A 25312-nucleotide genomic window follows, 5' to 3' on the forward strand; every position below is an offset into this window, starting at 1 on the left:
GATTTGGACGATGATTCATGTACCGGCGTTCTGGCATCCCAATCCGTCGCGTGAACAAAATGTGTATGTAGCGTTTCAGACAAAGCTGGTTATTCCTGTGCCGGAGCTTGTAACTCTTCATCTATTTGGATGCGACGTGTACCGCGTTTATTGCGGAGGGAAGGAGATAGGGGAAGGGCCGGCCCGATTCGCCGAACGTTGGCCAGAATACGATGTGTATGCGTTGGACCTTCCGGAAGGGGAGCATACATTGACGATCGTTGCTCACTATTACGGTGTTGCTACACGGATGACTTCCAACAAGCTCCCTCCGTTTGTCCAGGTAGAGGCGATGGACGCAAACGGTCCCATTTCGTTGTCATGGATTTGTCGGGAATTGGATGCTTATTTGCCGATGGGACGCAGAGTGAACGGACAACTCGGTTGGGCCGAGTATTGCGATGTGCGGTTGCTTCCGGATTGGTGCGAGTATGGGGAGGGGGATTCATCAGCCCGTGACGACAAGTGGCAACCTGTCGCTTACAAGGAACCGTGGAACGGTCGAGAGCAACCGGAATATCGCTCTGGAAATCAGGTTGCTTGCCGAAGCATCCCCATGGCCGCCGATTCAATCGGTTCAGGCTTGTATGTGAACCGCTTCGGCTATGAGAAGGACGACCCGCCCGTTCGTTTCCTTCTGCGCGATTTGCAACCGACCCTATCTCCGGATGGAATCTGGTATCGTTTTGACTTCGGCAAGGTCGGGCTGTATCGACCGATTCTGGACCTGAAGCTGCCTGAGGGAACGAAAGTGGAAACCGGGTACAGCGAGTATTTGACGGACGGCAGAGTCATACCGGTCATCACGTATTCCGCCAGCTCTTCTTGCCATGTAGATCGGTGGATTGCACAAAGCGGCAGGCAAACGTTATCGACTTACTCGCCAAGAGGGTTCCGTTTTCTTGAGCTCCATATCGAGGCACCGCCGAACACAATCTTCGTTCATGAAGTTGCCGCTGTGCAAAAGTCTTATTTTGCTACTCCGAGCGGCCGATTTAACAGCAGCGATCCGCTGCTGGATCGGATTTGGAACGTGTGCGTGGAGACGTTGCAGTCTTGCAGCGAGGATGCGCTCACCGATACCCCGACACGCGAACGGGGACAGTGGCTTGGTGATGCCGTAGCGGTCGGAATGGAGACGCTAAGCGTTGCTTACGGCGATCTGAACCTGATCCGCAGAAGCTTGGAACAGGCAGCGCTTTGTCGATTTGACGACGGCATGATTGTGGGTTGCTACCCCGGTCAGATCATTCCCGTCTCTTCATATGCCATGCTGTGGGTGGCTGGATGCCTGCGATACTTCAGGCTATCCGGGGATAAACACTTTCTCCAAACACACTTTGCCGCAGCAAATGATGTCGTCGACTGTTATTTATCGTTTTTGACGGAAGATGGGATTGCTCACTTTCCTCATTGGGACTTCGTGGATTGGGGGCATATCGTCTCAAAGGATAAAGTGAATATTGCGCTTAATGTATTAACGTGGAAAGCGATTGTCGATATTGCGGATTGGGCCGACCTACTAGGTGAAGTAGCGCTGCGTAAGCGTAGGATCGAACAAAAGGATCATCTGGAAGCGATTATTCGCAGGAAAATGACAACTTCTACTGGTATGCTTCTGCCTTCCATTCCGATCGCATGCATAGACGAGGATCATCTACATAGTGAACCGGGATTTCATGCCAATGTGCTTGCACTTCGATTCGGATTGTTCCGCGGCGAAGAGCGAAGGAGTGCCGTCGAACTGGTGAAACGACATATGATGAACTGCTTTCCCAATCTCGGGGACGCCCCGCGTCTCTCTCATCCTGCAGCCAACAATCCGCAGCTCATTACACCTTATTTCGGGCACTTTGCGCTGGCGGCACTACTGGAAGAGAGAGAGACGAGTTTTGTACTGGATCAGTTCAGAACATGTTGGGGATGGATGTTGGAACAGGGAGCCACGACCTTGCTGGAAGTTTTTGACCACCGCTGGAGCCATTGCCATGCTTGGTCGGCATGTCCGTCTTGGCAGTTATCCCGCTATTTTCTTGGTTTCCATGCGAGTGGGGATGGAGATCCTTTGGCTTTCGAATTCAGACTGCAAACTGGAGATCTGAACTATGCTTCAGGCACATTACCGATTATCGGAACTGAACATGCAGTGCGAATTTCATGGTTCCGAAATTCGGAGGGTATCCGATATGAATGCGAGAGCGATCAGGATATTCTTGTCTACCTTCCATCCGATATGCCCTATCACATAGTATTCATCGATGATCATGTGGAAGTTCCGTCGTCTGGATATTTCCATACAAGGGGATTTCGGGCGATTTTGAGTGATCGGCTCCTTTGATAGGAGGTGCCTCGTACCGATTGGGCTCCGATCCGCATGAACAAGGTAACCTCTCAGGTGTTCCCGAATACGTCCGTTGGCGGGCTTTCATGAAAGATCTCTTGGAGCCGATTGGAAAGGATGGCTCCATCATGGATGTTGTGGATAACGAAGTTTTTTTCTTAAGGAATGTTACCTAAGTAAATCAGTGCTACAAAATCTGTATTTCCTAGAGCTAGATCATTGAATGCGGCTCACATAGACTATTATTTCTCAGGAAGTGAGGTTTGTTAAAAATGGTTTCATTAGCACCTATTAAGCAAATCTGCAAACCTAGAGTCGGGCTGTATTCGTTTGGTCTTAGAGCTTATTGGGGGCAATTCCCTGGTACCCGTGAAGTCTCATTGACTACGGTCGGTTTATCGAACTACCTCGGAGCTTATGGAAGCGAAGGTGCAACCGCTCCGCTCGGCTCCAAGGACGCGGGGGAGAAAAGACTGTACGCCCTGCTGCGCAGGATTGAGTCAATCGGGGCGTACGGGACATAAAGAGATTGCAAATGGGCGGCCGCCGTTAGGGGGTCGCCTTTTAAGCGCGAAATACCTATTTGCAACCAACAATACATTTGCTTCGTCAATTGAATAGGGAAATTTTCCATTTGAAGAGGAGAGGACGAATTGAAGAAACATGTTATTGCAGGTGTGTTGTGCGGTGCCTTCTTAATGGCAACAACTTCTGTATTTGCTTCGAGTGTAATTGAAGCAACAAGCTTTCCAAGTAAAGTTACTTTTTTTCTAGCTAACGGACTCTCCAAAGAAGTACAGCTACAGGAAGGCAATGAGGTGCTTGCCTATAATGTTGCTGAAGAGGCTCACTCCGAGCAAGCTTCAGATGCAGATGGGAATAAGTCGCTTGAGGACTCAAGGGAACAGCAGCTGCAAGATATGCTTGTTTTAACTCTACTTCCGCATTTGAAAGAGAAACTTGACGAGGTATACTCAGATGTAATTTCAATACCGCCAGTTATTTCTCCGGATTCTGTAAATGTGAAGAGCATTGAAAGGGTAGCTGCTTTCCGTGGTTTTGATTTTTTAATCACAATAGATGCCCAACCAATAGTCGGTCCTCATATACCTGTCGGCGAAGATGTACTTACCTATCGGATCTCGTCGGATGGAGTTGAGCTTAAACATTTTGAACATCTTAAAGACCCCGATATGGAGGACTTCCTCCCCAATTACCAAAATCTTTTGAAGTAACGGGAAACCAACTATGAGCCGGCGACCTGAATTTTCGTCTTGGGAAGAGTATTTCATGCGACCGCCCGAGCAATATGCTATGAAATGCTTCAGAACATGGATCTCGCCGGTAAGACTGTGATTGCCGATCGAGGCTATGACATGAACAACATCCTGGAACTGATTAAGGAACAACAAGCGGTCGCCGTTCCTCGGCAACAAATCCGTGACAGACAGGAGCGCACCGAGGAACAGGCCCACACTCATGCCGGCTATCAACCAAAGAAATCCTCGCAGAAATCGGGGTTGTTTTGTTTATACGGGACGGTAACCGAAGTCTACTCAACCGGCAAATGAATAGTAATCACTGGTTCGAATAGAAATGTTCCATTGAAGACAATGTATACCATTCACCTTTCTTCATTTTTTATTCACCATTTATCATCAGCCACAATGCAAAATGCTCAAATATAAAGGGTTCCCCATATTAGTTATAAGTGTGTTTATTCGCGCCATACTTTCGTTTTTTCTTTCAGATGAGTAGACGGCGGGACACCGGTGAGCTTTTTAAACACTTTATTGAAATGAGACTGCTCACAGAATCCCAAATATTCGGAAATCTCCCCGATCGTCATCTGCGAGTTGATCAGCAAATCGCGGGCCGCATTAATGCGGATTTGCTGAATGTATTCGGTGATGGTCTGGCCAGTCGCTTGACGGAAGACGGCGCTGATGTAGTTGGGGGTCCGATCGACCTGCTTGGCCAGGGCGGCAACCGTAATCCGTTCGCGGTAATGGTTCACGATGTATTCTTGAATTAGCATGACCAAATTCATCGTAGCAGTGGGAAGCTGATGGGCGTCCGCTTCGTCGTTGACGATTGCCAGCATTTCCAGCAATATGCCGTGGCAGATCGCTTCGTAATATTTCGTCTTCCGCAGCCAATGCTGGGTGAGCAGGGAAAAGCGGTGCTTTAAGTAATCGGCGTTAAACAGCTTCAGATGACGGCAGCATCCCTCCCGCAAAATAGACGTTTTGTCCCCGTCCCCTTCGTAACTGAAATGGGCCACGTACATATGATGAGGTTGATCGGGCCTGTTCTTGCCCGAACGGACTGTTCCTTTCGGTACGTACAAGACGTCCCCGCTGATCAAGGATAGTTCCTCCCCATTTGCCACGTAAGTGAACGACCCGTCGGTGACCAGCAGCAAAATATGGTTTTGCGTTACGCTTTGCGGAAACGACCAATTCGGCTCGCAACGCTCGAAATAGACGGCAACCGGCGAAATCATAGTCTCGACCTCCCGCCTCCATTATAACCCGCATCGTAGTTTTATTCAAAATATTGTTGCCACAATCATGGCTTACGGCCAGATGAATAGCTATGATTAGATTATAAGGGCCCTTATGCATGAGATATAAATTCAAACGCTTGGCTCCTGCTTCCGCACTCCAATCGAGGGAAATGGGAATTTGGAAAAAAGAAAAGGGTGGCTATCTGTTGTTTGTTTAAGCGCTCTCACGTTGTTGGCGGCAAGCTGTAGCCAAAACGCTCCGGCGGGTGACAAGGGGACAAGCTCCGAACGAGGGGAACGCTCCCTCCGCGATCAGCACGGAGCCGGTTACGCTCACTTTCTTTTGTACGTGAACAAGATGGCGGAAACGAAAGTGGTCACCAAATACGACGATACGGTAAAATCGCAGCTTGTCCAGCAATACTTGGAATTCGCCCAAGGAAAAAAAGACGTCAACTCGGCACTTCGTGATGCCGAGCAGGCGATCAATAATAAAGTCCAGGAAGAAAAAGGAAAATGAAATTGACGGGTTTTTATAGGTTTGCGGCAAGGGCCGCAAACCGCCGATATACCAACGCAGAGGAGAGAGAGTCATGCGACAATGGGAGAGGAAACCGGCACGAATTGGCATCGTTACGGTAGGACACGAGCCATACTGGGGGCAATTTCCGGGATTGAAGGAAGAATTGGAAGGCTACGGCAAGCAGTTCGAGCAAATGGTAGTCGGACTAGGAGTGGAGGTGGTGTACGCTGGGTTCGCGGACAACGTGGACCGGTCGTTTCAAGCGGCGCAATATTTGAAGACGCAGGATGTGGATCTGCTGTTTTGCTTCCTGAGCACCTACGTTACGTCCTCCACGGCGGCGACCGTCATTTTGCAGTCCGGCATTCCGGCGGTGCTGGTGGCGCTGCAGCCGCAAAGTCGGCTGGATTACCGTAACACGACCACGTACATGCAGCTTGCCAACGACAACATTTGTTCGCTTCCGGAAATCGGCGGCGTGCTCGTTCGCGCGGGCAAGCCGGCCATGGGGATGGTCGTCGGCACCTTGCACGACGACGAGCGCGCCTTAACCGAGCTAAAGGAATGGTGCCAGGCGGCGAGAGCGGCCCGGGCGTTCAAATACGCCAAGATCGGTTATCTGGGGCATACGTACGAGGGTATGTACGACATGAACTCGGACCCGACGGCATTCACGACCGCGTTCGGGGCGCATGTGCGCATGTTGGAAATGTGTGATTTGGCCAAGCTGGTGCGCGAAGTGAAGCCCGCGGAAATAACCGAAAAACTTGCGGAGATCCACAGTATGTTTACGATCGCCGATCCGTTTATCGATCCGGTTACCCGGCCGGTACGCCAGGAGGATCTGGAGTGGGCGGCACGCGTGGCGGTCGGGATGGATAAGCTTATCGAAGAATTCGATCTTACGGGCATGGCGTATTACTATCGCGGGCTGGATAACAACGAATACGAGCGGATCGGCTCCAACATGGTGCTCGGCAACTCCCTGCTAACCGGCAAAGGCGTGCCGCTCGCCGGCGAGGCGGACTTGAAGACGTGCGCTGCCATGCTGATCATGGAGCGGCTCGATGCCGGGGGCTCGTTTGCGGAGCTGCATCCATGCGATTTCGAAGACAATATTGTATTGGTTGGCCATGACGGTCCGCATAACGTGAAGATCAGCGACGGCCGTCCGGTTATCCGGGGACTGGAACTGTTTCACGGTAAGCGCGGCTCCGGCATCGGCGTCGAATTCAGCATAGCTGCCGGTCCCGTGACGATGCTCAGCATTTCCCAAACCGGCGACGGCAAGTACAAATGGATTGCGACGGAAGGTGAATCGATCAAAGGACCGATCCCGCAAACGGGCAACACGAACACCCGCTGCCAGTTCCGCGTCGGCGCCGCCGAATTTGTCGAGCAGTGGTGCATGGCCGGGCCGACGCATCATTTTGCGCTCGGCGTAGGGCGGATGAATTCGCAACTCGCCAAAGTATCCCGGATGATGGGAATGCCGCTTGAAATCGTTTGATCGGGGGAGGAGAACAAGAAGATGCACGCAGATCGGGAATCGAAATTGGAAAACGATGCGGCGGCAAATACGGGAACGTATGCCGAAGAAGCGGGAGGTAAGCGGCCGCTTCGCCGCGTCTCGCTGGAGATGAGCCTGAAGCCGTTTCGCAGTATGGAGCCGGCGCATATCGAGCAGGTATGCGCCGAGGCTTTCCGGCAATGGCTTCCGCTTATTCGGATGGGGGACATGTGCACCATGCTGCTGTGGGTAGCCGACGGCAGCGAAATATTGGAGTGGGACGGCAACCTGGAACGGGAGGTGGAGTGGGCCAAATACATCGGCTTCGCCAATGAGGAGATGTTCGGCCATACTCCCGGCGACGGCAATCCGATGACGGCAATCCCTTATACGGACAACCCGGCGACGATCACTTACGGCGATTTGCGGGAAATTGCAAGAACCTTGAAGCGCGTTGCCGCCGACCAATTCGGGGTGAAGCTGGAGGTGGGAGCGACCTTCGACGCCGGGCCGGAATTCGCCTATTCCGACTTCAAATACAAGCGGCATCCGGAAATTAACCGCGCCTGGCTGGGCGGACGCGAAATCGCCCTGAAGGCCCACTATACGGTCGTTTGCCCGTGGTCGAAGCTGAAGGCCGACCCGACGCCGTATGCCGGCTTTCCTCAGGGAATCGGGGAAGGAACTTCGTTCGGAACGTTTCTCGGTCGCCAATGTGAAAGCTTTCTCCCCGAGCTTGAGTTTGACTATATTTGGTTTTCCAACGGTTTCGGATTATCTTACTTTCCGTGGACGTACCTCGGCGCAAACTTCGACGGGAGCGAGATGCCGCTTGCCGATTACCGCGAGCTGAGCGGTCTCGTGATGTCGTTCTGGGACGATTTCAAGCGGGAGTGCCCGGGCTTCCGCACGGAGGTGCGCGGAACGAACTACGGCTCGGGCATGGAAGTGGCCAAGGATCATATTCCGTTGCGCGAGCTGTACGACAAGCAGTACCTGGAGTTTCCGCCTCCCAACTCGCCGTGGGCGGCCTTGGACTACGATTTCGGCCTGGAGCTTGCCGGGTATATGTCCCGGATCGCCTATCTTCCGAAGGAAACGTTTATGTTTCGATTTTACGCCAACGATCCGTGGTTTTGGCAAAATCCGTGGTGGGATTTGTACGACCGCGAGCCGCATGACATTTATTGCCCGTTGTCGGTAGGCCGCTTGAATGCGGACGGTCAAATCGAAGGGCCGGGCATCGTGCAAATTTTGACCATCGACACGGAGAAGGGAGAGATGTGGGAGGAAGGGCCGAACGAAGTGATCCCGCATATGCAGCGGGCGCTCCGCGATTTCCCCGACAGGCCCGGCTTGCTGACATGGCTTTACCCGTTCCGGGATTACCAGGAGGCCGTTGCCGAAGACGGCGGTCGGTCGGGGACGATTTTTTTCGAGGAATGGCTGATTCGCAATGCCATCAATGAAGGCTTGCCGCTAAACACCGTTGTGAGCACCGACGAATTCGCCCGTATGGACGAACAGCGGCTTGAGGAGCTGAAGAAGTCCACGGTACTGCTCGTTCCCGGCTCGCTGCTGAAGGGCGCATGGTCCGAACGGGCGGCGCAGTATATTCGCAGTGGCGGCCGGATGCTCGTATACGGCAAGGTGGAAGACGATGAACTGTGCGGGATGCTGAACTTGCGTCATGCGGAAGGCGGCTTCGAGGGAGAAATGGAGCTCGATCTGCTAGTGGAGCGAGCGGATTCGTACCGGCTATCCGGGCCGGCGTTGCGGCTCAAGCACGGCTTGACGATGTCCGACGGAGCGATTGACGAGACGATCGCGCAGCTTGACGATCCGTCGACAACTGTACGTGCCGAGGTCCGGCAAGGCGGCAGCTCCCGCGTGTTCGCGCTGACCCGGGCGCTGCCCGAGTGGCAGGGGGGGCGCGTCAGCTGGGTCAGAGGCTCGCTGCCTTTCGTTGCCGGAGCGAAGCCGAGTAATCTGCCTGTACGGCAGGAAAGCACGTTCGCGGATTCGTCGGTTCTGCTGCGCTACGCGCTTGACGATTTCGGCTGGACGCTGCGTCAAGATCGAGTAGACGCCGGGGCCCGTGCGGTGCTGCTGTTCGTCGCTCGCAGCGACAATGCTTACTGGTTTACCGGCTGCGCCCAAGACACGACGGCCGCTGTCCGGCTGGGCACTCTCGAAGGGGCGCCACTGTTCCCGGGACAGACGGCGTACGTGGAAGACGGGATCGCGGAGTATCGGCTGGGGCGGACGTTCCATGACGAATGCCGCGTCTTCGTGAGGCAGCCGCAGCCCGGAATTGTATTTTGCCAGGAAAAAAGCCCGTATCCGACTCGGTTGAAGCGCACGGTGCGAACGATCGGCGTATCCCGTTTGGAGGAAGCGGACTTAACGATATATCCGCCGCAGGAAGCTTTGCGGAAAGGCTTGGTGGAAATCAGCCATAAAGGGGCATTGTTAGAGCCGGAGCTTCATCCGGCCGGCGATCGCCTGATCGTGAAGAAGGTCAGCGGATCGATCGAGATTTCATGGTAGATTAACCTCATCCTTTATTGAATGGCAGGTGTATGGCGATGAACGATCAACACGAAGCGCAGAAACTGGACCGGGCGCTAGCGATCGGGCCGGTAAGCGATGGCATGTGGCGCTGGCGTTCCGCCGCAGAAGCTCCGTTTTTGCTCACGGGGCTGCCCTGGTTCAAGCAAGACGGCGTTTACCGGCGACTTCCCGTTAAGCCGGCCTACCCGATCCGCGCGGAAGTGGACCGGCTGGCGAATTATCCGACCGGCGCGCAGATCCGGTTTCGCACGGATTCCCCGAAGTTATCCGTCAACGTCGAGCTCGCCGGACCTGCCGGCATGTATCAAATGTCGCCGCTCGTGCAGTGCGGCATCGATTGCTACATCGGTCCCGTGGGCGATCAGCGCTATATCGCCACGACCAAGTTCGACCAAGCGGCGACGGCATACGAATCCATGCTTTTTGAAGCAAAAGGAAACGACATGAAGGACATTACGTTGTATTTGCCGCTGTATCAGGGCGTCAAAGCGATTCATATCGGCGTTGATCCGGATGCCAGCATGATCACGTTTCCCGGCTTTGCCAGCACCAAACGGGTCATCGTGTACGGCACGTCGATCGTGCACGGCGCGTGTGCGTCTAGGCCTGGCATGGCCTATCCGAATATGATGAGCCGGCGCCTGCCGCTCGAGTTCATCAGCCTCGCCTTTTCAGGCAATGCGCAAGGCGAGCCGGAGCTGGCACATCTAATCGCGGAAATTCCCGAGCCAGGCTTGCTCGTGCTCGATTACGAAGGCAACACGCCAAGCACGGAAAGGCTGGCGGAGTCGCTGCCGGCGTTCATTTCCATCTATCGCACCGTCCATCCGGATGTGCCGATACTCGTGATTTCCCAGATCCGGTTCGGCAAGGAGGTGTTCGAAAAGCAATCCCGCTTGGAGCGCGAGAAGCGGCTTCGGCTGCAGCAGGAAATTGTTGAACGGTTCCGCAGCGAGGGAGACCGGAACGTCCATTTCGTGAGTGGGGCTGATTTGCTCGGCGACGATTACGGCGAATGCTCGGCGGACAGCATTCACCCGAACGATCTCGGCTTCAGAAGAATGAGCGACAAGCTGCAGCCCGTCTTTGAGCGGCTGCTGCAGCCGTTGCTGTAACGCCGGCTCCTAACAGCCTCCTTAAGTAAACATAGCGAAGGCCTGCCTGTGCAGGCTTTTTTTGCTTTTGCATGAGAGCTGGTTCTTTCCTGAAAGTGTAAACCAGAATCTAGCAACTGGTGAGCGGCAACTTGACCTGGAGCTTCTGGCGGGTCCGGTGCACGGGCGATGGACGAAGGGGAGTTAAGGCTGTTCTTGCGCCGGGCGGGCAGCCTACCAGACCCTCCCCCTCCACCTCAAGTCGCTTTAGCGGACCTGAACGCGGTCCGGGTAACAAACGGTTAATTGCAGCAGGATTTGTCCCCAGTTCTGTACGCTCCGGTCCATTTGCGCACGCCGCCCATCGTGACCAGGTACAGCATTTTGAGCAGCGAATTGTCATTGGGGAAAATGCTCATGGGGACCAAAAAAAGGAGCCAAGTAAATGGGCTCCCTAGGGGTTAACGATGATAGTTTCGATTTTTATATATCCATGATCTTAGAGTCAATTGTTTGCAGTATTTCTAAGATCAATGGTCGGTAGCGTGATTCCAGCCATTCGCTTACTGAGAAACTCTTCAACTAATTTGGATCTGCTACACTGAGTTGGACAGAAAAAAAGAGGGGGCGTAGAATAGACAAATGATAGGGAGCGGATGAGTCATGTCTCAAGCTAGATGGACATTTACAAATGAGTTTAAGAAGCAGAAGGTCCAGCTATAAGAGAGCGGAAAATCGAGAACGAGTATCGTCAAGGAGTACGACTTAACGGCGTCCGCCTTGGATCGCTGGATTAGCCAAAGCCAGAAAACATGTTCCTTTTCGGCTAAAGACAATCGTTCGCCGGAAGAGAATGAACGCATCGCCTTCCGTACGTGCACAAATACTCAGTATCCGCAAAACGGCAGGGCTAGTCTATGAGGCGATCGCAAGCCTTTCCGTGCGGCTGGATCGGATCCAGATGTTTCATACCGATCGCGGTAGCGAGTTTGACAACCGACTGATTTCGGAGCCACTAGAAACCTTCGGCATTCAGCGCTCGCTGAGCAAGAAAGGTTGCCCGTATGATAACGCGGTTGCAGAAGCCACCTTTAAGATCTTCAAGACGGAGTTCGCCAACCAGCGACAGTTCCACAGCTTGGAGCAGTTGGCTGTCGAGCTCCGTGATTACGTCCACTGGTTTAATGAACATCGGATTCATGGGACGTTGGGTTATCGAACCCCGGCTGAAGTCAGACGATTGCCCTCATAAAAATTGTCCAGTTTAGTGTTGACAATCCAATTCAATAAGAATTTGGCGTCGGAGAAAGGGCGCTAACCACCGGTCTGATCAAGATTGTAGTTAGCAAGCCTCTGCTTGAATATCCTACTTCCCACCTTGCTGCAGCACCAAATTGTTAATTTTTTCTTCGGCATCACGAAGCGCTGTGTTGATGTCAACACCTTCCAGAATGACTTTTTTGGTCGTCTCCGCTGTAATGTAGTTGTTGGCCAAGTAATCCCACTTGGTAACGGGTACCGGATTGGTCGGCGTCGTTTGGAAAGCTGCCTGAATGTTTTTCGATTTGGCGAATGGCAATTGTTCGCCGAATACTTTGCGGATGTTCGGATCTTTCAAAATCGACTTCGTGCCGTTTTTCGAAAGTTCCGTTTGCACTTCATCGGAGGTAAGCACTTGAATGACCTGGAACGCTGCATCCTTATTTTTACTTTGCGCCGTCACAACAGCAACGTGCATATCGTAGAGCTGTCCTTTGCCCGGCGCATCCTTAAATGTCGGATATCCGACCATGTCCCAGTTCAAATCGGGAATTTGCTGAAGGAGAGGGATCCGGTTGGAATGGGCATACATGGCCCGCGTCCTATCTTTTGTAAACGATTCCCAAGCCTTTGCGCCCAGCACGAACTCGTTGCCGGGAATGGTGAACACATCCCGGTACATTTCCAGTACTTTTTTCCATCCATCATTATTGACGACCGCTTTCTTCGTGGCCGGATCGATATATTGGAGGCTCAGTTGCGTAGCCGGACGGAATATCCCGTCAGCATGCAGTCCGCTGTATTGGATGCCTCCCTCGGAGCGGGTCACTTTTTTGGCCAGTTCGATCGCATCGTTCCAAGTCATCCCATCCTTCGGATAAGCGGTGCCGAATTTATCGAATATGTCTTTGTTGTAATAGAGCGCGCTAAAGTTGCTGTTGTACGGAATACCCGCAATATAGGAGCCGCCGGAGACCAACTTGATCGTATCCATGCTACCGTTCTCGAATCGGCCCAAGTCGAGGCCGTGCTTTTTGATCAACGGCTCGATATCGTGGGTAAAGCCCATTGCTACAAGCGGGTCCATGACTTGGCTGGAGGTAAAGATGAGATCGGGATACGTTCCGCTCGCAACCATTTCCTCCAGTTTTTTCTCTTCGTGAGGAGCTATTTTCAGCCTTTCGAACGAGATATGAGGATATTTTTTCTTCACGGGCGTTTCTACGTATCTGTCAAACTCTTCGTCGGACAGCCATACAAATTGCGCCTTAAGCGTTACCGGCTCGGATGCCGCCTTAGGCACTGTTTGAGATTCCGTTTCCGCCGACTTCTTATCGGCACCGCTGCATCCCGCTGCGACCAACACTGTGCCAACTACTGCCGATATGACCCACTTTTTCATTTTTATCACTCCTGTGTAACATGGATTCGAACCTAAAGGGTTCGTTAGGTATGCGCTTTCAATTTGATTCAAATTTTTCAGTTATGAACGATCGCATAACGCCATATATCGCTACCGCGATGTATCGATCGCACCGATACCACGCCCAATCACTCTGCATTACGCCGCAAAGTCCAGAACAGTGCCGCGCTTCCAGCCGGGCAAACTGCGTGTAAGAGAGAAACCGCTTTCCCTACATTTAGACAACACCTCCTGTATATGTTCTCGATGCCGGCATTCGCTCAAGCATCCCGCGGAAATGATACATCAGAATATCTGATACGTTTTCAGTTTAGCCGCAGCAAGATAGCAAAACAATGAATCGTACTACTATTATTTGAGTAATTCTTTGAATTCTATTGGAAGCAGAGATTATTTTCGACGACTGAACCCGGTAGGATATAGTAGGTCGAAAATGGACAAGGATTCCCATAGGCAAAATCTTGACCTCCCCCCATGCTTCCATTGTTGCTCCAATCGTAGTTTAATTCAAAAGATTGTAGTCACAAACATGGCTTGCCGCTGAAGAATTGACTATGCTTAAAAGTATACAACGACAGGCCGGCTTTGCTTGTTCGGTTCTGGCTTCCAAACGGTGGCTCGGCTGCGACACAATTATATGGCCGGTCCGACGCATCATTTTGAGCTTGGCGTAGGCAAATGAATGCGCAGCTTGTCAAAGTGTCCCGCATGATGGGAATGCGCTGGAAATTATCTAACTAAAGGAGAATCCAGGAAATGGATTATTAACGGGAACATGGATTGCGAAACGGTGTCACGGCAGACGAAGCGACGAGCACGAGCATAGCGGGCAAGCCGAAAGCGATGGCGGAAGCGTCAAAGCTTGAAGCCTTTCCGCAGCATGGATCCGGCGCATATTGATGAAGTATGCTCCGAAGCGTTCCGGCAATGGCTGCCGCTCATCCGAGAGGGAGAAACGTGCTCGATGCTGCTGTGGGTCGCCGACGGCAGCGAAATTTTGGAATGGGACGGAAATTGGGAACGCGAGATGGAGTGGGGAAAGGTTCTTCAAATAGATAACCATTCCAATGAACCTGAAGAAGTGATAAAAACCGCACAATAACGACTGTGTCCAATTTCCGCGCCATTTTCTACAATGAAGTTGAAGCCAAATATTGCGGAGGAATGATGGAATGAAATCGCTCGATATCGTTTTCGCGGATAAACAAGTTGTCGAAGTTCGGGAGCAGGAAGTGCCGGCGCTAGCGCCCGAGCAAATTCGCTGCGCCGCCAAAAAATCGCTGATCAGCACCGGTACGGAGACGATCTGCTTGCGAGGAGTGTTCGATCCGAATACGAACTGGGAATCGTGGGTCAAATACCCATTTTACCCGGGATACAGTATGTCGGCCGAAGTAATTGAGGTTGGAAGCGAAGTGAAGGGCATTAAGCCCGGCGACAGCGTATTTGTCGGGATAGAGCACCGGCAGTTTTTCAACGTCCATTATAAGAACGTGATGGTGCTGCCCGATGGGATCGATCACGAGATGTCCGCTTGGACGGCTTTAGCCCGAATTGCGCAGGTCGGCGTCCGACGGGCCGAGCTTAAGCTGGGCGAGACGGTCGGAGTAATCGGACTCGGCATCCTCGGGCAATTAGTCGTGCAATATTTGCGCGCATTCGGGGCGCGTCGTATCGTCGCGATCGACCCTGCATCTTCGTCCCGTATCGAAGCGGCCAAGCGGAGCGGCGCAACGCACCTGCTGCAGACGGATGTGGCAAACGCCCTCGAAGAGGTGAAGCAAATAACCGGCGGCAAAATGCTCGATGTCGTCTTCGATGTGACAGGCCACCCTTCCGTACTGGCACCTGCTACGCTGCTAGTCGGCGAGATGGGCCGGGTCGTGCTGCTCGGCGATACGTCCACCCCTTCCCAGCAGCATCTAGGCCCCCGCGTATTGTCCAATTCCGTCGCAATATTGGGCATTCACGCCAAAATGTCCAGCAACTACAACGGCATAACCGCGAACGACATGAACAGCTTGTACTACGATTATTTGCTGCAAAATCGAATGGATGTAAACCATCTGATTACGCACCGCCACTCCCCGCTGGAAGCGCCGCAGGTGTACGATTGGCTTATGAAGGATCGTTCGTCGGCGCTCGGTGTCATTTTCGACTGGGAAAAGCTGTAGTTGCCATTCTAAAGACGAATGGGGCTGTCCGAAAAGAGGATTTTGCTTCGAAGAGACAACTGCTTACAAAGTAGGAAATAGGTTTTACACAAAGAATGGTTGAGCAGCGCACTATACCTGCTCAACCATTCTTCTTTGTACGCCCAGCAATCGATTTTTGAATGCTGCGTCTTGCTTATTGTACGATTTTTCGTACAAGAGGAATTAATTGGAATCGCTTTAGAGAGAACTTGTGTAAAAAATCGTACAAATCTCTTCATGCTTCATAAGACGTTAGGGACGAAGAGGCTCTCTGGAGCTTCACATCACGTCAAGCACTGATTCTGAGGTTGAGCATTTTTTTTGTTTGGGTACACCTCATAAGCCCTTGCCAATTGAATAAAAATACATTTTTTTCTCCGTCGGTTAAAATGGTGGGCCGGGTGGTATGATGCTCGCGCTTCTTCTGCAGAAAAAGGGGATTCGTTCGACCGTTTATGAACGTGAAAGCAGCGATAAGAACGCCCAACGGGGCGGATCGTTGGACATTCATGAAGATTCCGGGCAGCTAGCGCTTCGAGAAGCAGGGTTACTCGAACACTTTCAGGCGATAGCCAGGTATACAGGACAAGACCTTCGCCTTTTCGATAAACATGGCGAAATCCAAATCAACAATGTTGCGGACGACAAAGTGCCGGGAAACCGTCCGGAGATTGATCGAGGAGTATTGTGCGGACTTCTGCTGAACGCGTTAGAACCCGGTTGCATCCGTTACGGCTACAAACTGGTCGATGCGTTGCCTTTGGGCGATGGCAAACAGGAGTTGCACTTTGAAAACGGACATACCGACATCGTCGATCTTGTCGACGGAGCGGATGGAGCCTTCTCGCGTGTTCGTCCGTCGCTAACGGATGCCGTGGCTGAGTATACGGGGATCAGTCGTGTAGATCTCGGCATCGACAGCATGGCGCATCCTGAGTTGGCCGCCTTTAACTCTCGGGGAAGCATGTTTGCTCTTGGCGATCATAGAGCTATTAGCGGACAACTCAATGGAGATGGCCGTATCCGAGTCGGCTTGTCGTTTAGAGCGGAACGTAACTGGTTGGATACCTGCGAGATTCCGTTTGATCAGCCCGAGGAGGCAAAGCGACAACTGTTGGCTTACTTCGACGATTGGGCAGAGCCGCTGAAAAACTACATTCGTTGTGCCGATGGAGCAGTCACCGCCAGGCGTATTTATACACTTCCCATTGGGCTTAGATGGGATAGCAAGCCGGGTGTTACACTCTTCGGTGATGCAGCGCATTTAGCTCCCCCAGCAGGTGACGGGGTCAATCTTGCGATGCGCGATGCCATGGAGCTAGCCCTTTCGATCATCCTTCACAACGGGGACCTTAACAAAGCGATTGAAGCCTATGAAAACCAAATGTTTGCTTATTCTTCAGGGAGTGCCCGAATGTCGTATGACAATTTTAAGCTCATGTTGTCCGACGATGCTGTAACCAAGGTTAAAACTCTCCTTGAGCAGTTCCTTGCTTAATAGCTATCTGGTCCGGTCTCCGGCGCAATCGTGCTCGGGCTTGTCTTACTCGAGCTGCTGAATCCGTTTGCGCGGCGCAGGTTCAAATTGTAGATGGGACTCCAATAGGCAGGGAAGACAAATTGAGCAAGCAGAGAGATTTCTCTTGTTCGCTCTTTTTGTTGTGAGGACTATTCATCCTCAAAGCAGGACGCTTTAATACAATCGTAATACTTCGCTTAGAGAATTGTAAGAAATTTAGCTTACTCTGCTTTTGCAAGATAATTTAAATGGAGTGTGATAAAGATGATTAGAGGTACAAAAGGCAAGACGTTCATTCTGCTGGTAGCACTTGTACTATCCCTGGCCTTTGCCGGAGTGGCGAGTGCAGCCACGCCCAGGACAATCATGAAAGATGGCATGGAGCTTGTTTACCTGAGACAAGCAGCAGAGATCTATGGCTACAGCGTGAAATGGGATGGCATGGAACAGTCGGTAACATTGATTTACACAGGCAAAATGATGGACAACAAGATGATGGACCAAAAAGTGATGGATGACACGAAGATGGACGACAAAATGATGGACGACACGAAGATGGACGACAAAATGATGGACGACACGAAGATGGATAACGGTATGAAGCAAGTGGGACAAACCATTAAAGTATGGATCGGGTCAAAAAAGAGTATGGTGGACGGCAAGCAGGTTGATCTGGATGCTGCTCCTATACTTGATCACAATAATACTTATGTTACCGCGGTATTGGTAACGAAATATATGAAGCCGTCATCGATGACGGAATGAACATACAGTCTAGCTGAGCATTTTTTTTGGCATGATCTTATCGGTCGTTAGGGGTGGGCCGGATTGAGCGAGCGCGTAGTGGTCGCAGATGACAAATACGAATGTACGGATGAATGCCGCAGATACGGCGATTAACCAGATTATCGATGAGATTCCAGCTGGCTACCTAACATAGAAAAGACGCCGCCCAAACCACTGTGACAGTGTGTGGAGCGGCGTCTTTTGTTTGATACGGGTCAAGCGATTAGAAGGAAAAATATGCAAGTCTGTAGAACCACATAGAACGATTGGAAGCCGAAAGGAGGAGCGAGGGTGAATTTACTATTGGTCGATGACGAACCGCTGATTCGCAAAAATTTGATATCCTCCGTCGATTGGCAAAAGCACGATATTCAAATTGTTGGCGAAGCGGGGGACGGCATAGAGGCGCTCGCAAAGATCGAGGAGCTGCGTCCCGACATGGTCATCATGGATGTGCACATGCCTAGAATGGATGGGATCCAGGTTGCGGAAATGATCAAGGACAGCCCGTATAAGCCGAGCATTATTTTTTTAAGCGGGATCAGGGAGTTCGAATACGCTCAGAAAGCGTTGTTGTTCGAAGCCGAATGTTATTTGCTGAAGCCGATCAAGAGCGACGAATTGTGCGAAATGGTCGAGAAAGTAAAAAACAAGATTTGGCGCGAAAAGTATCGCGACGAATATAGCAACCGGTTGAAGCGGCAAATCGCCGAAAACTTGGATGTGCTGCGGGAGCAATTTTTGAACCGATGGATCCGAAACGAAATGGATGCCGGCGCCTTGGCGGAAAAGTTCGCCTTTTTCGGAATGGATTTGCCAAGCGATGCGTATGTGCTTGCCTTGATTGATGTGGAACAATTGCAGGACGCCAACCGCTCGGAAGAAGAGCGGCAAATGTTGAAGTATACGATCAGCGATCTCGCCCGGAAGGTGACGAGCCACCAACCCGATCGTATTTTGTTCGTCACGTACGAGGAGCAATTGGCGCTGCTCCTGACCGGGGATCATACCGATAGCGGTACGGTTACCGATACATGCACGAGTATCATGAATACCTTATCCGATGTGTTGGACATACGCGTTACGATCGGCGTGAGCCGTCTGGTCAGAAACCCCGGCCAATTGCCAACCTGCTTCAAGGAAGCGCGAGAAGCGCTGAACCATCGATTTTTTCGGAACGGCAGCAGTATTTTGCATATTTCCGATATTCGGGTGAAGCAAGAGGGTCTGCCGGAAATCGTTATCCATTACGAAAACTTGGCCATCAGTCTCAAGCAAGGCAATACCGACCTGATATCGACCGCTCTGGCGGATATTTTTGTGCAAATTCGGGAGCAGCCCTCTCTCGGCTATGATTACGTCATTACCGTTGCACTCCGTATAGCGTCCTCCTTCCTGAGCGTCATTCACGAGCTGGGGTATACGCAAGAAGAGGTTTTCAACGACGGCCCCAATCCGTATATCGAGCTGCTTGGTCAAAAACATATCGCCGATCTGCAGCGATCCGTCGAAACCGTCTCCGAAACAATCGCCGCGTTTATCAACGGCAAAAAAAGCCATAAAAACGCCAAAACGATCCAAAAGGCCAAAGATTACATCGAATCCCAATTAAGCAATAGCGAGCTGACGTTAAAGCTTGTTTCCGAGGAAGTTGCCATGAGCTACACCTACTTCAGCCATTTGTTCAAGCAGCTTACGAACGAAAGCTTCAGCGATTATGTCAATAAAGCAAGAACCAAAAAAGCGAAGGAGCTGCTGGAGTCCTCCGAGCTTCGGGTTTTCGAAGTCGCTTTCGCGGTCGGCTTCAAAGATCCGTATTATTTCAGCCAGTGCTTCAAAACGATGTATGGGCTGGCGCCTACCGAATACAAGAAGAAACATTCGAACCGGGAAGGGGGGGAGCTATGAGGACGTTTTTCGCGTTTCCAAACCATTGGCCGCTGCGAGTACGATTGATCATTCTTTTCTTGCTCATTGCCATCCTCCCGCTTGTTTTTCTGATGCAAGTCTTCTATGCCAATTCCAAAGAAATGATCGTCGACAATTTCACCGCCAATACCAAGCTCTCGCTCGAGATCATAAACAGCAAGCTGGATTCCGTCTTGGACAGCGTGGAGGAAAATACGGTAAGGCTGTATGCGGACCCCAACATCCAAAGCTTGTTGAGCCGCTCGGGCCGCGATGCCGTCGATATCGTCACGTTTAACAACGCGATGGGCTTGATCAACACGATTAAATCCAGAAAAGATATTTATTCGATCGAAATCTACGATCAAGATTTGCATATCAGGGCGCAAACCCAAGAATGGGTGCTGCATGACAATGGAAGCTTGGCTAACGCCGCTTGGCTGCAAGACGTGCTGAACGGTGAAGGCAAGACGAAGTGGGTCAAGGCGCTGCCTAATGGCGGAGGGCATCTGCTGCTCGTATCCCGGGCCATCAACGATTTGATCGCCTTTCGTAATGTGGGGGTCATGCTGCTATTTTTTGATGAGGGCGAGATTCGGAGCATTTTTACGGGGTTGCTTGAACATCCGCTGCAGGTGATATTCGTCGCGGACGAGCACGGGACCGTATTCTCCAGCAGCCGCGAGGAGATGATCGGCAAGCCGCTAACCGAGTTCTACGATCTGCTTCCCGCCTCCGCTGCCGGCTTGGGCCAAAGCCAGGACGCGAGAAACAGGTATTATTACACGACGAATGAAAAAAACGGCTGGCGGATGGTCAACGTCATTCCGAACAAAATGATCGAGCAGAAGCTTCTGCAAACGAAATATTTTGCTCTCGGCTTAATGATGATCGGGATCGCCGTTATCGTTTTTCTATCCGTCGTGACCTCGAAATGGATTACGAAGCCGATCACTTCTTTAAAAAACTTGATGCTCCAAGTACAGGATGGCGACTATACGGTTCGCTCCGATATATATAGACGGGACGAGATCGGCCGGCTGTCGCACGGGTTTAATGTCATGATCAATCGGATAAACGAGCAGATGACGAAAATAGTCGATGAGCAGCAGCAGAAAACCGAATTGGAACTGAATGCGATGCAGATGCAGATCAACCCGCATTTCTTGTACAACTCGCTGGAGATTATAAAAGGCATGGCCGAGCGTCAATCGGTACAGACGATCAGCGAGATGACGTTGAATTTGGCCGGGTTTTACAGAATCGCTCTCAGCCAAGGAAGAGAAGTGATCACGATACGGGACGAGCTGCGGCTGCTCGACAACTATTTGAAATTACAGAGCATGTATCTGGAGCATACGTTCGATTATTATGTCGAGGTAAACGAAGACGCGCTCGATTGCAAAATCTTGAAGCTGATCTTGCAGCCGTTGGTCGAAAACTCGATTCAGCACGGCATCAAGGGGCTCGGCCGCAGAGGATACATCGAAATCGTGGGAAGTGTGCAAGACGACTCCGTCCGTTTCGAAATTACCGATAACGGGCACGGCATCGAAAGCGGCAAGCTGGCCGACATCAATCGATCGCTTGCAGGCAGCGGAGACCGCGATGCCGACAGCTACGGCATTTACAACGTGAACCGGCGCATCCGACTGTTTTACGGCAAAGACTGCGGTCTGCACTATACCAGCATCGAAGGGGAAGGCACGACCGTGACGACCGTTATCGGCAAAATCGAAAAATAACCATGCAAATCGAAATTCACTCTATTCTGATGCCACTTCTATTGCGGTAAAGTTGATTTATCGAAAGCGGATGATCGATTTGGCGGCGGCTCCAAGCCGGAAACGCCTTCTCATCTATCATCATCGATGTAAAAAATTTATAAAAATGTTTATTTCTAATCTTTAGACAAAGTCCTGAATCCGTGAAATGTAAGCGCATTAATGAAGAGAGTCTAGAACAAGGAGGGTCACTATGCAAAAAGTGATGAAGAGCGGCATCGCTCTCGCTTGCGCTTTTTCGTTTGCGCTCACGGCGTGCAGCGGAGGACAGAGCGGAAATAAGAGGAGCGAGCTTTCATCCGGAACGGCCGGCGCCGGTTCGACGGGGAAAAATGTGACGATCGAATACTGGTCCATCCCGATCTATCAGAATGTCGAAGGCGCTCCTTCTCCCAGCTCGGGCGAATGGGAGAAAATGAAAATCAAAGAGTTCGAAGCGCAACATCCGTCGATCAAAATCAATTTTCAACTCATTCCTTTTGACCAGTCGCAAAACAAAATCGGCATAGCGGTCGCGGGCAACAATGCGCCGGACGTCGTCCTGGAATCGGTCGACCGGGTCTTGATGAAGTACGTGGAGAGCGGGAAAAGCGAACCGATCGGCGACTTTATCGAAGACGTGAAAAGCGATTTCAATCCGGAGATGCTGAAAAAAGTAACGCGCGACGGCAAAATTTACGGTGTCCCGGTTACGCTCAATCCCGAATATTTCTTTTTGAACGCCGCTTTATTCAAGGCAAAAGGCTTGGAACACTTGATTCCGAAGGACGACCGGATGTGGACGATCGAGGAGATGCAAGACGCACTCAAGCGGGTTTCCGGTAACGGGGTGTACGGCACCGCCATGTGGGCGGCCAACGAGCAGGGCGATGAAATGAATTTGATGCGCCTTTTCGGAATGGGCGCGGAGCAGTGGGACGAATCGTCCACGAAAATCGTGCTCGATCAATATCCCCAGGCGGTCGACGGGCTGAGCAAACTCGTGAGCATGCTGGACCAAGGCATCGTCGCCCCCGGACCGGCCACCACGGCGGCACTGGACGCGGTGGAGTTGTTCAAGCAAAACAAAATCGCCATGATGCCGTTCGCAAACGGACTATGGTCGCTCGTGGAAGCGGGGAAAAAAGACGGGTCGACCGACCCGAAGGTAGAGCTGTTCGGCATGGCGCCTCCGCATTCCAAAGGAGTCGTCCCGAAAGTCGCATCGGCCATTCACGGGTATCAAGTATTCAAGCAAAGCGATCCGGAAAAGCGGGAGGCGGTCAAAAAGTTCGTGCGCTTCATGATTCAACCCGAACATATAAAGGCGGTGTCGAAATCGGGCAATTATGTCCCCTCCAGACAATCCGCAAGCTATCGGTACGACAACCCGGAAATCCAGGCGGCGATGGATGTCGTCTCCAAATTGCCTTTGGCGAACACGGGCGTATCGTCCCCTTACTTCCTTGATGTCAGAAAAATGTGGTACCCGGAGCTGCAGGCGATCTTGCTCAAGAAGAAATCGCCCGAACAGGCGCTAAAAGATTATGCGAAGAAAGCGAACGATTTCCTGGCGGAGAAGCAAAGGAGGTGATGCAAGTCCTATGAGGGGACAACTTGGCGCCCACAGAAAATGAAGCGGACATTTTCGAAGGAGGTATTTTCAATGGGAAGGTTTACGAGAACGGCAGTAATCGGCCTCGTCACGTTTTTGCTATCGGGCATCGTCATATCGGGACCCGCCGGCGCCGCGCCGCCCCAAGCGGACGACCCGACCGTGCCGGATGTGGTGATCGTGTCCCCGGAAAACAGCGCATGCTTGAAATGGGATCGCAATAAGAAAATCGACGGTGATGAGCGAAAAGGGAATGAGACCGTGCCCTGTCCCTGGTTTCCGTCCATTGCCAAGCTGGCCAACGGGGATCTGTATCTTGCCTACAGTTGGTCAATCAGCCATTCCGCCTACAGCAAAATCGCGGCCAGACGCAGCACGGACAACGGGCTGACTTGGTCTGAGCAAGCCATCATCGTGAGCGATTCGATCGATGACAAAGAGCCGAGCTTGACGGTTCTCCGCAACGGCCATATCCTGTTGACCTACTATGATTACGTTCCCAGCCGGACCCACCGTCGTCAGGCGTATATTCGCCGCTCTACCGACAACGGAGTAACTTGGGGACCGCCGATCATACCCCCCACGCTTTTGTACGACCACCCGAGAGGTTACGCCGCGATTAATGGCGAGATGGTGGAACTGGACAACGGCGACCTCTTGATGCCTATCTACGGACTGCGGAATTACGACGGTACAATGGGCGCTTTCGGTACCTACGTGCTGCGCAGCCGGGACGGCGGGTATACCTGGCTTAAAGCGGATGAACGGGTTGTGATGTGGGACGGTTACGACTATGAAGGCTACTCCTACGAAACCGCAACCGGGTATACCGAGCCGGCGTTGGCCGACTTGGGCAATGGCCATATCATGATGGTGGCTCGTACGAATCGTCCCAAAGGGGACCCCAATACGGACGTCATGAAGGTAGGCCATTCGTACGATTACGGCAACACTTGGAGCACCCCGGCAGACGAACCGACGCTCAAAGGCCATGCTCCCCATTTCCTGAAACTGAAAGGGGGAACCCATTTTCTTACATACGGCGATCGCTCCAACGCATGGACGCAGGGAAGGCCGGTCATCGGGCGGATGTATGTGGATTCCAAAGGCTGGTCGTACACGCAAAGCAAGCTGCTGTACCGCAATCCGGGCGTATTTTCCGATATGGCTTACCCCGGCAGTGTGGAACTGGATGACGGTCGTATCTTTACCGTCTACTACGACCGGGGCGAAGGCATTCTCGCGGGAACGTACACCCGGCCCGATCCGTATCAACTCGACCTGTGGAAAATGTTTCTGAACGGGCAAATCACCTATCAGACGGACATGACCCACACGGCATCCAGCAAACCGATGATGCAGCCTTGGGGACCGCTGGACGGCAATACCTCTTACTGGTATACGGCAGCAAGCGATGCGGGGGCTCCTCCCGTCAAATACTGGCAGCTTTCCTTGGATAAAGCGTATCCGGTCACCGATATAGGCGTCGTGTTGAAGCCGGGTTATCGGGAATCGGCAAGCGTGGACGTTTCGGTATATGGAAGCGGCGATTGGCAAACCGTCCGAAATTATACGATGCAGCAAACCGACGATTACGACTGGACCGCCTTGAGACCGGAGCGGGATGTGAAGCATGTGCGCGTCAACATTACCGATTCCCGAGGCAACGGCGACGCTACCTTTAACGATTTGGCTATTCGGGTAGCTCCGACTACGTTCAATCGATCCCGGTCACTGAAAATGGATTTGTGGCAGATGAAACGCACTGGTAAAGCCGCAATCGGCGGCAATATGAATGCTCTTGACCCGACCGGCTCGCATCCTGGACTAAACCCAGCGGGCCCGATCGACGGCAAAGCCCAGTCCGAGTACGCCGCAACAGCCGATTGCTCGGGCTGCACGGGAACTTGGCAGGTATCGCTGGATCGGCTTTACACCTTCAACAAAGTCGGCTTGATGCTCAAGCCGGGCTACCAGGAATCCGCCGTGGTGGAGGTCTCTGCCGACGGCACCGCTTGGACCCAAGCAGCCGAGCTGAACATGACGGATACGAACGCCATTCAGTACTTGACCTTCTCGCCGACGACGGCCCGATATGTGCGCGTGCGCGTCCCGCAAGTCAGCTCCGGTTCGCCGCAGCTGACCGAATTCGAGCTTTATACCACAAGCCCGATGATTCAGCCTTAAACTTAGCAACGGCGGGGCGCAGCCTTCGGAGAGCGAAGAGCCGCCCCCCGCTCTATCCAACTAGCA

At 52.2% G+C, this 25312-nt stretch carries 16 protein-coding genes and 3 pseudogenes; 16 read left to right on the forward strand and 3 right to left on the reverse strand.

Annotation, left to right across the window (positions count from 1 at the left end):
- The first annotated feature begins 10 nt into the window (after positions 1–10).
- From ABD796_RS35035 to ABD796_RS35045, 3 genes are all read left to right on the forward strand, one after another.
- Positions 11–2377, forward strand: coding sequence for an alpha-L-rhamnosidase-related protein (locus ABD796_RS35035; protein WP_344917327.1), 2367 nt, complete (start codon positions 11–13; stop codon positions 2375–2377).
- 656 nt (positions 2378–3033) lie between these two features.
- On the forward strand, positions 3034–3615 hold the full coding sequence (locus ABD796_RS35040) for a DUF3888 domain-containing protein (RefSeq protein WP_344917329.1): 582 nt from the start codon (positions 3034–3036) through the stop codon (positions 3613–3615).
- A gap of 141 nt (positions 3616–3756) precedes the next feature.
- On the forward strand, positions 3757–3951 hold the full coding sequence (locus ABD796_RS35045; protein ID WP_344917331.1) for a hypothetical protein: 195 nt from the start codon (positions 3757–3759) through the stop codon (positions 3949–3951).
- A gap of 146 nt (positions 3952–4097) precedes the next feature.
- Here the strand turns inward: ABD796_RS35045 and ABD796_RS35050 are convergent, their stop codons facing one another.
- Positions 4098–4886, reverse strand: a complete 789-nt coding sequence (locus ABD796_RS35050) for a helix-turn-helix domain-containing protein (protein ID WP_344917333.1) — start codon at positions 4884–4886, stop codon at positions 4098–4100.
- Positions 4887–5067: 181 nt separating this feature from the next.
- On the opposite strand from ABD796_RS35050, the gene ABD796_RS35055 reads away from it, so the two are divergent.
- The 4 genes from ABD796_RS35055 to ABD796_RS35070 all read left to right on the forward strand — a co-directional run bounded on the left by ABD796_RS35055 (position 5068) and on the right by ABD796_RS35070 (position 10611).
- A complete protein-coding gene (locus ABD796_RS35055) occupies positions 5068–5409 on the forward strand; it encodes a hypothetical protein (RefSeq protein WP_344917335.1) in 342 nt (113 codons plus the stop codon).
- Between the two features lie 73 nt (positions 5410–5482).
- Positions 5483–6922: an L-arabinose isomerase family protein gene (locus ABD796_RS35060; RefSeq protein ID WP_344917337.1), complete on the forward strand. Its 1440-nt coding sequence runs from the start codon at positions 5483–5485 to the stop codon at positions 6920–6922.
- 21 nt (positions 6923–6943) lie between these two features.
- Positions 6944–9472: a hypothetical protein gene (locus ABD796_RS35065; protein ID WP_344917339.1), complete on the forward strand. Its 2529-nt coding sequence runs from the start codon at positions 6944–6946 to the stop codon at positions 9470–9472.
- Positions 9473–9510: 38 nt separating this feature from the next.
- On the forward strand, positions 9511–10611 hold the full coding sequence (locus ABD796_RS35070) for an SGNH/GDSL hydrolase family protein (protein WP_344917341.1): 1101 nt from the start codon (positions 9511–9513) through the stop codon (positions 10609–10611).
- Between the two features lie 246 nt (positions 10612–10857).
- On the opposite strand, the pseudogene ABD796_RS35075 reads toward ABD796_RS35070, so the two are convergent.
- Positions 10858–11006: pseudogene (locus ABD796_RS35075) on the reverse strand (IS256 family transposase); the annotation flags it as partial.
- A gap of 482 nt (positions 11007–11488) precedes the next feature.
- Between ABD796_RS35075 and ABD796_RS35080 the strand changes: the two are divergent.
- Positions 11489–11842, forward strand: a pseudogene (locus ABD796_RS35080) (transposase); the annotation flags it as partial.
- A 114-nt stretch (positions 11843–11956) separates the two neighbouring features.
- Here the strand turns inward: ABD796_RS35080 and ABD796_RS35085 are convergent.
- Positions 11957–13252: an ABC transporter substrate-binding protein gene (locus ABD796_RS35085; protein ID WP_344917343.1), complete on the reverse strand. Its 1296-nt coding sequence runs from the start codon at positions 13250–13252 to the stop codon at positions 11957–11959.
- 985 nt (positions 13253–14237) lie between these two features.
- Here ABD796_RS35085 and ABD796_RS35090 point away from each other — a divergent pair.
- The 8 genes and pseudogenes from ABD796_RS35090 (at position 14238) to ABD796_RS35125 (ending at position 25246) form a co-directional block, all read left to right on the forward strand.
- Complete coding sequence (locus tag ABD796_RS35090) at positions 14238–14375, forward strand: hypothetical protein (protein WP_344917345.1); 138 nt, start codon at positions 14238–14240, stop codon at positions 14373–14375.
- Between the two features lie 70 nt (positions 14376–14445).
- On the forward strand, positions 14446–15447 hold the full coding sequence (locus ABD796_RS35095) for a zinc-dependent alcohol dehydrogenase (RefSeq protein WP_344917347.1): 1002 nt from the start codon (positions 14446–14448) through the stop codon (positions 15445–15447).
- A gap of 415 nt (positions 15448–15862) precedes the next feature.
- A pseudogene (locus ABD796_RS35100) lies at positions 15863–16966 on the forward strand (FAD-dependent oxidoreductase); the annotation flags it as partial.
- A gap of 285 nt (positions 16967–17251) precedes the next feature.
- A complete protein-coding gene (locus ABD796_RS35105; protein WP_344917349.1) occupies positions 17252–17752 on the forward strand; it encodes a stalk domain-containing protein in 501 nt (166 codons plus the stop codon).
- A gap of 312 nt (positions 17753–18064) precedes the next feature.
- Positions 18065–19681, forward strand: coding sequence for a response regulator (locus tag ABD796_RS35110; protein ID WP_344917351.1), 1617 nt, complete (start codon positions 18065–18067; stop codon positions 19679–19681).
- The gene (locus ABD796_RS35115; protein ID WP_344917353.1) at positions 19678–21426 is read left to right on the forward strand and encodes a cache domain-containing sensor histidine kinase; all 1749 of its coding nucleotides are present in this window, start codon (positions 19678–19680) and stop codon (positions 21424–21426) included. Before ABD796_RS35110 ends, ABD796_RS35115 begins: the two co-directional genes overlap by 4 nt.
- A 232-nt stretch (positions 21427–21658) precedes the next feature.
- Positions 21659–23038 (forward strand): ABC transporter substrate-binding protein, encoded by a 1380-nt coding sequence (locus ABD796_RS35120; protein ID WP_344917355.1) that lies wholly within the window; start codon positions 21659–21661, stop codon positions 23036–23038.
- 72 nt (positions 23039–23110) lie between these two features.
- Positions 23111–25246, forward strand: coding sequence for an exo-alpha-sialidase (locus ABD796_RS35125; protein ID WP_344917357.1), 2136 nt, complete (start codon positions 23111–23113; stop codon positions 25244–25246).
- The last annotated feature ends 66 nt before the right edge of the window (positions 25247–25312 follow it).

Origin of the sequence: Paenibacillus hodogayensis (assembly GCF_039536325.1) — a bacterium.
GTDB classification, from domain to species: Bacteria; Bacillota; Bacilli; order Paenibacillales; family NBRC-103111; genus Paenibacillus_AB; species Paenibacillus_AB hodogayensis.